Origin of the sequence: Archangium sp. (assembly GCF_036277355.1) — a bacterium.
In the GTDB taxonomy this organism is placed as follows: Bacteria; Myxococcota; Myxococcia; order Myxococcales; family Myxococcaceae; genus Archangium.
In genome coordinates, this window is record NZ_DASUNC010000066.1 from 39,515 (window position 1) to 51,613 (window position 12,099).

Below are 12,099 nucleotides of genomic sequence, written 5' to 3' on the forward strand. Positions count from 1 at the left end.
CGTGTGACGACATGGAAGGTATCGCCGTGGGTTCTCAGGCGGCCGTCCACCAAGAGGGAGACCGTCTTCAGCGTGCCAGCACCGGACGGGCCTTCCGCGAAGGCCTGGAGCAACCGCGCTTGGTCCGTGGCGGGAAAGCCGTGCACCCGGAGCGACGTCGCGTTCGGGGGATACGCGGGCACGCGGTGGCGGGCCGTCCACTCATGGGTTGACGTGGACAACCGGCCCGGTGGTCCCTTCGCGTCACCTCGCTCAAGGGTGCGCACCGAGTAGCCAGAGATTTCGACGACGGCCTCGCCCTTGTCGTTGACGATGGCGAGGTCGAACTTCGCGAAGCTTCCGTTGTCCACCCGCCGCTGCGCGATGACGAAGCCCAGCCCGGTCAGCTTGCGGTGGATGCCGAGCCGCTCGACCCCCACGGGGATGCGCATGAGCTCGCTGGAGCCGAGCAGGGAGGCGGCCTGCCAAGCCCCGTCCAGCAGCAGGGGATCAATCCATGCCTGGTCGCCTGGTACTTGGGGGACGAGCGCTCCGAGGACGGCGTTCTGATGGATGAACGCGCGCTGCAGCGTGGCGAACGCGGGCCCATAGGAGAAGCCCTGCGCCCGGAAGCGTGCGTCGAGTTGCTGTCGCGCGAGGGTGAGCGGGGCGTTGGAGCGCAGCGTCTCGAGTTCCTCCCGCCGGGCCCTGGGCGTGGCCCGCTCCTTCGACAGCTTGGCGCGGACGAGCACGTTGCCCTCCGAGGATGCCCACGCCTCCACCGGCTGATCGTTCCCCGTCAGCTCGACGTCGATGCGCCGGGACGGCTCGGAGAAGGTGAGGGGGGCGACGAAGTGGAGGTCCTCGATCACCGAGGGATCGAAGCCGCGTTGCTCGCGCACGACCCGGCAGAGCAGTTCCACCAGGAAGGCTCCCGCGACGACCGGTCTGCCCTCGAGCAGGTGTTCGCTCGCGGCGACGTCCTCCGCGCGGAGGGTGACGGAGACGAAGTCGTGCTTCGTCACATTCGCCGGAGTGGTGGGCTCGGGCGTGGAGGCGCGGAGGATGAAGGCCGCCGGCCAGTACCGCTCCCGCGCCAGGACGGTGCCGGGCAGGGACACCATCGCGCCGGCGAGCCGGTCGTGCACGGCCTCGAGGTCGACGTCTTCCCCACGAAGGAAGGCCGCGGCATGGCCCGCCCAGAGGGCGTCATCACCGGGGGCCGCGGGAGCGGCGGCGCTGCGCCGCGCCGGGTGCTCACTGCTGGAGAGGACTGCCTCGAAGGCGGCCCGGAGCTCGGCGACATCGCGCGCCATGAACGCCGCGCGCGTGGAGAAGGCATCGCGGCCCACGTTCAATGTGCGCGAGACATCGGCGATGTCCAGCCGGGGATTCCGCTCGATGTGCGCGGAGAGGGCGCGCAGCAGGTGCTCTAGCTGGTGCGCGGAGGGGGCCGACACGAGGACCAGCCACCGGTCAGGACGCAGCGTGGGCCGCACATTCGCGGGAGGAGCCTCCTCGACGATGAGGTGGGCATTGGCACCTCCGGCGCCGAACGAACTCACGCCGGCGCGGAGCGGAACCCCGGCTTGGGGACGCATCCACTCGGTCGGCTCCTGGACGACGAAGAAGGACGAGTGCTCGAAGTCGATCTGCGGGTTGGGCGGCGTTGCGTGCAGCGACGGTGCGAGCGTGCGGTGCCGCAGCTGTTGCAGCACCTTGATCAGGCTGGACACGCCCGCCGCCGACTCGAGGTGGCCGATGTTGCTCTTCACCGAGCCTACCGGGCAGCGAGACACGGCGCCCTGGAAGGCCAGCTCCAGGCCGCGAATCTCGATGGGGTCTCCCAGGTGGGTGCCCGTTCCGTGCGCTTCGATGTACGAGATGGTCGACGGCTCGATGCCGGCGTGCTCGAAGGCCCGGCGCACCACGTCTGCTTGCGCTCCGGGGCTCGGGACCATGAAGCCGCCCGTCTTGCCTCCGGCGTTGAGCGCCGAGCCGAGGATGACGCCCTCGATGCGGTCTCCATCCCGGAGGGCCTCATCCAGGGGCCGCAGCAGTACGGCGGCCACGCCCTCTCCGTCGACGAAGCCATCGGCGTTCGCGCCGAAGGCCTTGCAGCGCTCGTCCCCGGCGAGCATGCGCAGCTCGCTGAGCCGCTGGTACTGCCGCGGATGGAGGATGAGGTTCACTCCGCCCGCGATCGCCGCTCGGCACTCGCCCCGGCGGATGGCCTCACACGCCAGGTGGATGGCCGTCAGCGAGGACGAGCACGCCGTATCCACCGCGAGGCTGGGGCCCTTCAGGTCGAGCGCGAAGCTGACCCGGTTGGCCACGGACCAGAAGTTCGAATCCGCCCGGGTGTAGTGGCCCTGGGCCGTGGCCTCCGCAGCATACCAACTGTACATGCCGTTCATGACGCCGACGAAGACGCCCACGTCGTGTGCGAGGCGCTTGAGCCGGCGGCGGCCGTACCCGGCGTTCTCGAGCGCTCCATACGCCGTCTCAAGGAACAGCCGCTCCTGGGGGTCCGCCAGCTCCGCGTCCCTCGGGGTCATCTGGAAGAAGTACGTGTCGAACCGATCGACGTCCGAGAGGAAGCCTCCCCATCGGGAGCGTGTCGTCCCGGGCGTCTTGCTGGAGGGCGCGAAGATGCGGCCGTGATCCCACCGCTCCGCCGGCACCTCGGTGATGGAGGAGCGGCCCGCGAGCAGGTTCTCCCAGAAGGTCTCCACGTCATCCGCGCCGGGGAAGCGGCCCGCTAGGCCCACGATGGCGATCGGCATGCGGGCCCCTGCACGCCGGACCTCGACGACGGCCGGTGCGGGCTGCGGCATCGTGGGTGGTACCGGGGCGGCGAGGGCCACGGGAGGGGGAGGGAGGGCCACCGGGGCGGGTATCGCCACCGGGGCCGGAGCCTGGAGCGCCACCAGGGCCTGGTGGGGCCGGGTTCGCGCGAAGTGCTCCGTGAGGCGCGAGGAGAACGAGCTCACGAAGAACTCGGCCAGGCGCCGGGGGGTGGTGTGCTCGAAGAGCAGGGTCGCCGGCAGCTTCCCCACGACGCGGCCCAGCGGCGCGAGGATGGCTTGACTGATGAGCGAGTCCACCCCGAGCGCCTCGAACTGCTCGTCCTCGGCGCCCCTGGCGATGGGCTGCTCGAGCACCTCGCCGAGCGTGGCGGAGATCCAGGCGATTGTCTCCGCAGTGAGATCCCTCGGCTCCGCGGGCTGCTCCGTGAGGAGTGGCTCGGGGGCGCGGGCGGCCTTCGTCACGGGCCAGATCGCGGAGATGACGTGATGCGAGCCCGCCTCGCCCGGAGCCGAGAGCGCACGCATGCCCTCGAATCCGAGCTCCCCAAGCAGCAGCGTCCACGTGCTTGCATCGACGAGCGGGGAGTGGGGGATGCGCAGCTCCGGATCCCGGTAGAGCCACCACCCCTTGGTGATTCCGAAGGTCAGGGTCGTGAACGCCTGCCTGCGCGTCACCTCGTTGGCGAGGAAGAGCCCGCCGGGTCGCAGCATCGAGGCGGCCTGGGCGAGCGTGCGGCGCATGTCCCGGGTCGCGTGCAGCGCGTTGGTGGCGAAGACGATGTCGTACGACTCCCGCGAGAAGCCCTGGGAGGCCGGATCCGCCTCGATGTCTAGCGTGCGGAAGGACACGAAGGAGTAGCGCGCGCCGAAGGAGTTGCGCGCCCGCTTCGTGAACGCGGCGGAGATATCGGTGAAGGTGTACTCCACCTTCGCCACCAGGGTCGCCAGGCGCTCGATGAGCGCGCGGCTCGTTCCCCCGGTGCCACCGCCGATCTCGAGAATGGAGATGGGCCTGTTGGCCTCCAGGACGAACCGCTCGACGTCGGCGATCAGCAGAGCATTGTAGTGCTCGGCGAGCGGGTGGCCCCGGTAGATGCCCTCCACGAGTTCGACCGAGCCATTGGGGAACATGACGCTCACGGGATCCGTGCTCCCCGTGAGGATTCCCTCCAGGGCTTCCAGGCAGGCCTTGCCGAGCCGCACATGCGGAGCGAGGGCGGGAATGCGCTCCACCAGTTCGTCCAGGGCCGTCAGGACATGCGGATCGGGCTCGGCGCCGCGGTCGACGTAGCCCGTGTCTTCCTTGACGAGGAACCCCGCGCTCATGAGCTCGAACACGAGCGCCTCGAACAGACGCCGTTGCTCCTTGATGACGCGTGAGCCATCGGCCCGGTGACCCTTGCGCAGGAAGGCCCCGCGCCGCAGGGTGGCGAAGACCGCCTCGCGCACGAGGGACTCGAGCTTCTCGAAGCCGTGGGCGAAGGACTCGAGCGCCGACTCGCGGTTGCCGACGGAGTGGCCCACGCGCGCCAGGCCCCGTTCGGAGAGCCGGGCGGCGAGCACCTGCGTCTCCTGGCCCGCGAGGACCCGGGACCACACGGCGGGGGCCTCGTGTGACGTCAGCGGCAGGACGCCCAGCCCCTCGAGGCGCCGGCGCGTCGTGTCGTCGGCGACGATGCCCACGTCCCCGAAATAACCCCAGTTGAAGACGCGCACCCGGGTCGACTTCCAGCGGTGGCGCAGGCGGCGCGCGAAGTCATCCACGAAGGTGGATGCGGCCGCGTAGTTGGCCTGGCCCGGAACCGCGACGAAGGACTGTGCCGACGAGAAGACGGTGAAGAACTCCGGAGAGTCCTGCTCCACGGCGGCGGCGAGGTTCATCAACCCGGCCACCTTGGGGGCCACGACGTCGTCGAAGTCGGACTCCGTCATCCGCAGCAGCGCGCGGTCGCGGAGGACGATCGCCGCGTGCACGACGCCATCGATGCGGCCATACGTCCGCCGCACGGAGTCGATCGCTTGCCGGATCGACGCCGCCTTCACGAGGTCGGCGCTCTCGTAGAGCACCTCCACGCCTCGTGCCCGCAGCGCCTCGAGATCCGCCGCCACCTCGCGCTCCTCGCGGCGGCCGATGAGCGCGATCTTGGCGCCCCGGGTGCCGAACGCCTCGGCGAAGCGGCGACCGAGCCCTCCCGCGCCTCCCGCCAGCACGATGACGGAGCCGGGCCGTACGGTAAGCGGGGCCTGGGGCACCTCGATGACGTCGAGGCGAGGCACGAGTTCGCGCTCACCGCGGAGGAAGAGCAGCGGTTCGTCGACGCGGGAGGACAGCGCGCCCCGCAGTGTCGCCTCATCCGCCGTGTCGAGCGCCACCACGGCCAAGCGCCAGGATGGGAACTCATGGCGCAGCACCCGCACGAAGCCGGTCAGATCCGCGCCCGTGGTCGTGCCGAGGCCCGTCTCGTCGCGCGTGAGTTCCCGCACGAGGATCCGCATTTCCAGGGCCTCGTGGTTGCGGCCGTAGCGCACCAGGGACTTGACCAGGTGCAACAAGAGCCGCGAGCTCCAGGCGAGCGTGGGCTCGGGCGTGTCCCGCTCGTCCAGCCCAAGGGCCGTGGCGATGCAGAGCCGGTCGAAGCTCGGGTGTTGCAGGACGAGGGAGTCCAGGTCGACGGCGCCCGGCACGTCCAGCTCGATGAGGGTCGCCGCTGGGGCCGCTTGACGGAGCGCCTGGACGAGCTCGCGGTCCTGCCGACGGACGATCACCAGCAGGTTCCCGTCGCTGCCCTCGGGGCGTTTGAGCCATGGGCGCTCCATGGCCCTCACCACGTACAGGGGGCAGAGCGACACCGCTTCCGGTGCCTCCTTTCGCGGCGATGGAGGAGGCGCCACGGGGGCGGGCGGCGGGGTGCGCACGAGCGTGGAGGCATTCGGTTTGAGCACCATGGTCTCGACGCCCTCGAGCCGCACCGCGAGCTGGCCGCGCTCGTTGTGGACCTGGACCTGATAGCGGGAACCCGACTGGCGCCGGACCCGGACGAAGCTCGTGTTGGAGATCGCGCCGAACAGCTCCAGCCGCTCCACGGCGAAGGGGACCAGCGGCCGCTCCCGCTCGCCGTTGAACAGCACGAGCGCCTGCATGGCCGCATCCAGCAGGCGTGGGTCGATCAGGTAGGCGCCCTGTTCGGCCTCGCGTGGGCGGCGGACCTCTCCGCAGGCCATGTCCTGGCCACCGGTCCAGCGGCCCAGGCCGCAGAACGAGGGGCCATAGCGCAGGCCTGACGCCAGGAGCCGCGCCTGGATCTCTTCCGATTCGAGCGTGGGGCCCGCTGCCAGTCGGGCCTTCAGCTCCTGCACGTCGATAGTCTCCGGCTCCGAGCGGAGCGGCCGCACGGTGCCGCGCGCGGCTTCCACACCCTCCGCGGAGACGTGGAACACACGGCCCCCCTCCACGGGGGCCTCGAAGCGCACGGACACGAGCGTTCCCTCGCCTGTTGCGACGATGGGCCTCAGGAAGAGGACGTCCTCGAACGTCACGCCACCCCGCAGCCCCTCGTCGAGGCGGGCGGCGGCTTCCCGGACGAGCTCGATCGTTCCGACGCCTGGCAGCAGCGGCTTCCCATCCACGCGATGCTCGTTCGCGAGTGGATGGGTGGTGTCGAGGCGCATCGAGTGCACCTCGCCCCCGGTCGGCTCGGAGAGCAGTCCGTGCCTCACCTTGTTCTCGCCCATGAACCAGAAGGGGCGGTGCTCGAAGGGATACCCTGGCAGTCCCAGCCGGCGTGCGCCCCTGCGGGGCACGAGCCCTTCCCAGGGCAGCTCGAGGCCTTCGACATAGACCTCCGCGAGCAGCCAAGCCCGTTCCTCATCCAACGGCGCCTCACCGGAGAGCTTCTCCCGCATGAAATCCGAGAAGGCGCGTTGCGCGCGCGATGACTTCGGGCGAGCCGTCGTCTCGCCGTGCAGGACCGCGTCGTGAGCACGCCCGGCCCGCACGTCACGCAGCGTCTGCAGCAGCTCCCCGGTGGTGCCCACAACGGTCGCCAATCGGTGGGACCAATGGTCCCGGCCCGTGCGGAGCGAATAGGCGATATCGCCGAGCGAAGCGTCCGGATGGCGCTCCAGCCACGCGACGAGCGCTGCGGCCCGGGCCACCAGCGCGGAGGCGGTCTTCGCCGACAGGAGGATGACCTCGGGTCCCTGCCGGGCACTCGGCGGCGTCTCGGGCGGCGCCTCGAGGACGATGTGCGCATTGGCCCCGCCGAAGCCGAACGAACTCACGCCAGCGCGGAGGGGCACGCCCGGACGGGCTGGCTCCCAGGGGACGTTCTCCTCGAGAACCTGGAGCCGGCTTCCGAGCTCGATATAGGGATTGAGCCGCTCGAAGCCCACGAGGCCCGGCAACAGCCGGTGCCGGAAGGCGAGGAGCACCTTGGCCACCGAGGCGAGTCCAGCCGCCGCCTCGAGGTGTCCGAGGTTGGTCTTGAGCGAGCCGACCGCGACCTTCGATGTGTCCCCCGCCTTGCCGAGCGCCTGCTCCAGGGCGGCCATTTCGATGGGGTCGCCCAGCCGGGTTCCCGTCCCGTGGGCCTCGACGTAACCGATCGTCGAGGGCTCCACGCCCGAGCGCTCGATGGCCTCGCGCAGCACCGCCGCCTGGGCTCGGGTGCTCGGGGTCGCCAGGTTGTTGGCGCGGCCTCCGTGGTTGTCGGCGGCCCCGCAGATAATGGCGTGGAGCCGGTCTCCGTTCGCCTCCGCTCGTGCGAGCGGGCGCAGCACGAGCACCACCACGCCCTCACCCCGGACGTAGCCGTTCGCCTCCGCGTCGAACGTGCGGCAACGGCCGTCCGGACTGAGCATGCCGTTCTTGCTCAGCGCGACGTGCACGGCGGGGCTCAGGATGACGTTGACTCCGGCGACGATGGCCTGATCGATGCGCCCCAACTCCAGCGCCTCGACGGCGCGCACGAGGGCCACCAGCGAGCTGGAGCACGCCGTGTCGACGACGAAGCTCGGGCCGTGCAGGTCGAGGAAGTACGACAGCCGGTTGGCGAGAATCGAGGCCGCCATGCCGGACATCGCATAGCCATCCATCGTGTTGTTCGACGCACTGGCCAGCTCCCAGTAGTCGCTGCCGAGCGCCCCGACGTAGACGCCCGTCCTGCTCCCCGCGATCTGGGCCGCGGATATGCCAGCGTCCTCGAGCGCGTGCCAGGCCGTCTCCAGCAGGAGCCGCTGGCGGGGATCCATCGCGCGCGCCTCGCGCGGCTGGATGCCGAAGAAGGCGGCATCGAATCCACGCACGTCCCGCAGGAAGCCGCCGAACGCACTATTCGAATAGAAGCCCTCGCAGGGATCTCCCTCGAGGGCGGCGCTGTTCCAGCGATCGGCGGGGACGCGGCCCACCGCCGACCGGCCCGACACCAGGAGCGACCAGAGCTCGTCGAGGTCATCCGCCTCCGGGAACCGGCCCGCGGCGCCGATGATGGCGACAGCCCGCGGATCGGCGCCACCCGGAGAGGGGTGCTTGGGCTTCATTGCGGCCTTCTCCCGCCGCAGCTCGGGGCCCGGCTCCGGGGGCTCGGTTCGCACGAGCCCGGGGTGTTTCTCGGCGAGATGCTCGGCGAGCTGCTCGAGGCTCGAGGCCTCGTAGAAGAGGTTGGGCTGGACCCGGACCCCGAACTCCTTGGTGAGCCGGACGGCCAAGCGAGTGAAGGACAGGGAGTCGAAGCCCAGGCTCCCCAGCCGCTCGGAGCCCGAGATGGCTCCGAGCGGGCGTCCCAGCACGGCCGAGACGCAATCGACGATACGCTGGTACAGCTTGCGCCGCGACCCATCCCGTGCGTCGGCCGGGGCGGGCCGCGCGGCGGAGGAGGGCATCTCCGACAAGCGCTTGCGGTCGACCTTCCCACTGCCCGTGAGGGGCAACTCCATGCGCGTGTGGAGCTCGCTCGGAACCATGTAGTCCGGCAGCGCCTCCCGGAGAGACGCGAGCAGCGCCTCCGTGTCGAGCGTCTGCTGGGGGGTGGGCACGACGTAGCCCACCAGCCGGGGCCCCGGCGCGTCCGAGCGCAGGACGACCGCCACGTCCCGTACCCCGGGGCGCGCGCGCAGCCGGCTCTCGATCTCTCCGAGTTCGATGCGGTAGCCGCGCAGCTTCACCTGGGTGTCGATCCGCCCGAGACACAGGATTTCTCCCGAGGGAAGGACACGCGCGAGATCGCCCGTCTTGAAGACGCGCTGCGGTGCGGCGCCGAACAAGGGGAGGTCGAGGAACTTGCGCGCCGTGAGCTCGGGCGCGCGGTGATAGCCCTCGGCGAGCCCCTCTCCGCCGATGAACAACTCGCCCACCATTCCGGGGGGGACGGCGTTCATGAACCGATCCAGCACGTACAGCGACGTATTCGCGATGGGGCCGCCGATCGTGATGGGACCCGTGCCGTTCAGCTCCGACACACTGGACCAGACGGTCGTCTCGGTGGGGCCGAACATGTTGAAGAGAGCGCCCACGCGGGGCAGCAGCGCCTCGGCCAGCTGGCGCGGGAGGGCTTCGCCGCCGCAGAGGGCCCGGAGCCTCTTGTTGCCGGGCCACTCCACCGTGAGCAGCATGGACCAGGTCGCGGGCGTGGCCTGCATGACCGTGACGGGCACGCGCTCGAGGATCTCCCGGAGTGCGAAGGCGTCCTTCGTGGCGGGGGTGGGGACCATCTCCAGCCGTGCGCCCTCGACGAGCGGCAGGAAGATCTCGAGGACCGAGATGTCGAAGGCGGGGGTCGTCAGGGCCAGCACGACATCGTCCAGACCCAGGCCCGGGAAGCGCGCCATAGAGGCCAGGAAGTTCGCGACGGCGCGCCGGGTCACACGCACGCCCTTGGGCTCTCCGGTGGACCCCGACGTGTACATCACGTAGGCGAGGCTCGAGGGCGGCCTGTCCGCCGGGGCCGTGGAAGGCCCAATCGACGAGAGTTCGATGAAGTGAGTCGTCTTGCCCAGCTCCGGGTGCCGCTCGCGCGAGGGCGCGTCCCCGATGATGGCGACGGGGTTCGCGTTGTGGGCGATCCGCACGAGCCGTTCGCTGGGGAACTCCGGATCGAGCGGGACATAGGCTGCGCCGGCGCGGAGGACTGCGAGCAGTGAGGCGACCAGATCGAAGCCACGGGTGACCAGGACCCCCACGAGGGGCTCCTCAAGCGCGGGCTGCCGGGAGAGCACACCCACCAGTTCGGCGGCGATGGCGTTGGTGCGCGCGTCGAGCTCCGCGTACGTCATGGAGCGCTCGCCCATGGAGATAGCCACACGGTCCGGGAACCGTGCCGCCTGGTCGCGGACGCGGGCGTCGATGCTCGCGGCGGGGATCCCGGCGCGAGTTGCCTCCAATTGGCCGGCGAGCCGGGCGTGCTCGGCGGGCCCGGTGAGAGGGAGCTCGAGCACACGGACGTCCGGATCCCGGACGAACGCCTCCAGCAGGCGCTCGAACTGCGCCGCGAGGCTCTCGACGAAGGCCTCGTCGGCGAACTCGAGCCGATGATCGAAGCGCAACGTCAACCGGCCCTGGCACTCGGCGAAGGTGAGCTCGAGGTCGAAGGCCGACTCCCCACGAGGTGGCTCCTGGGGGATGACCTCAAGGCCGGGCAGATCGATGGAGACACGGCGCAGCCAGCCGGGGGACTCGTTGATGCAGACGTTGAAGCGCCGGCCGCTCCCACCGTCCGGGAGCGCTGCGGAGATGGGTGCCAGACCCACGGCGCCGTACTGGCGCGCGTCACGCCGTTGCGTGTCAATCGAGTGCAGGATCTCCCGGCAGGTGGACGCGGTCCCCGCTTCGATGACGAGCGGCTGCGTTTGCGTGAAGCAGCCAACAAAGCCCTTGAGCCCGGGGGGACGGACCGAGAGGGTATGAGCCAACACGAAGCGGTCCGCCTCGACGTAGCGCAGCAGCAGTCCGCCGAACAGCGACGCCATGGCGCGGAAGAGGCTGCTGCCCAGCTCCCTGGCCCGCTCGCCGAGGGCGCGGGACAGCGGCTCGGGCAGCACATGGTAGTGATGCGCGCTCGCGTTGCCCGCCGCCGCACGTCCTCCTGCGGCGAGCGTCACGGACAGGGGAACACCGCGCAGCCTCTCGGCGAAATGAGCGCAGGCCCGGGCTCGCGACGCCTCGTTCTCGGCGAGGCGCTCGGTCTTCGTGAAGTCCAGGAACAGCGGCACCTGGGACGGGCGGATGGACGGCTCCGAGGCCCGGTAGTGCCGCGCGATGGCGGCACAGAAGTCCACGTGGGTCACGCCATCGAAGACGGCATGGTGGCAGTCGAAGACGAAGACCGACTCCCCTGGCATCTGCAGGATGGCAGCCCGATAGAGCGGACCCTGGAGCAGATCGAAGGGCTCGGTGGTCAGGGTGTCGAGGCGGGTCGCCAGTTCGCTCTCGCGTACCTGCTCGATCGACACGTACGCGGGGTGCGCTTCCAGCTCAAGCCACAGTTGGTCGGCGTCTTCCACGAACCGAGAGCGCGCGAGCACATGCTCCTGCTCCAGCGTCGCCCTGATGGCCGCAGCCAATCGCTTCACATCAAGGGCGCCCCGCAGCCGGTAAATAGAGCCGATGTTGTACGCCAAGCTCCGTGGTGCGCGCAGCCACTCGACGTAGAAGCTTTCCTGACTCAGAGTCGGACGAGTACGCATAGATGGGAAAACTGAAAAAATTTTAAATCCTTCAATACTCGCATCGCCCGGTGATACCTGACAAGACTATCAGTGCACCAAGGAACGACCCGCAGTGTGTTCTGTTCTAATGGGCTTTAGGAAGTTAGGTGAACAAAGAGGCGTAGAAGCCCGAGGATGGGCCTGAGCCGTTCAAGTGGACATACCTCGTAAGTCGGCTACACGGGCGGTGGCGGTAGTGTCCATGGAGCGGAAGAGACGCATCACCCCGGAGTTCAGGTGCGTATTCCGGCCATTGCGATCACTTGTTCCGGGCGAAGCCGATCACCGATTCCGGCTCAAGCCGATCACCAGTTCCGGGCGAAGCCGATCATGGGAGCGGAGCGACGCTGGTGCCCCTCACTTCTCCGGCTTCGGCTCGGTCGTCAACTTTCCATGCTGCTTGCGGATGGACTCGCCCAGCAGCTTGATGCGGTGGGCGTTGTGGACCACCCGGTCGAGGATGGCGTCCGCGACGGTCGCATCACCGATGAGCGCGTGCCACTGCTTGGGGTCGAGCTGGGAGGTGATGACGGTGGAAGCAGTTCCACACCGGTCCTCCAAGATTTCGAGCAGGTCCCTTCGCTCGTTGGCGGTCAGTGGCTCCAAGCCG

2 protein-coding genes and 2 pseudogenes (1 of these 4 running past the window's edge) are annotated in these 12,099 nt (G+C 69.7%); all 4 read right to left on the reverse strand.

What is annotated here, in order from left to right:
* Positions 1 to 4,115 carry the start of an SDR family NAD(P)-dependent oxidoreductase gene (locus VFZ09_RS17905; RefSeq protein WP_414640714.1) on the reverse strand. The gene continues 12,889 nt to the left of window position 1, outside the view, so only the first 4,115 of its 17,004 coding nucleotides appear in the window; the start codon lies at positions 4,113 to 4,115; the stop codon falls past the left edge of the window.
* Positions 4,116 to 4,538: 423 nt separating this feature from the next.
* A pseudogene (locus VFZ09_RS51640) lies at positions 4,539 to 4,946 on the reverse strand (SDR family NAD(P)-dependent oxidoreductase); the annotation flags it as partial.
* 792 nt (positions 4,947 to 5,738) lie between these two features.
* Positions 5,739 to 11,468, reverse strand: a pseudogene (locus VFZ09_RS51645) (amino acid adenylation domain-containing protein); the annotation flags it as partial.
* 378 nt (positions 11,469 to 11,846) lie between these two features.
* Positions 11,847 to 12,099, reverse strand: a 253-nt coding sequence (locus tag VFZ09_RS17910; protein ID WP_329728805.1) for an ATP-binding protein, incomplete at its 5' end; no start/stop codon positions are given.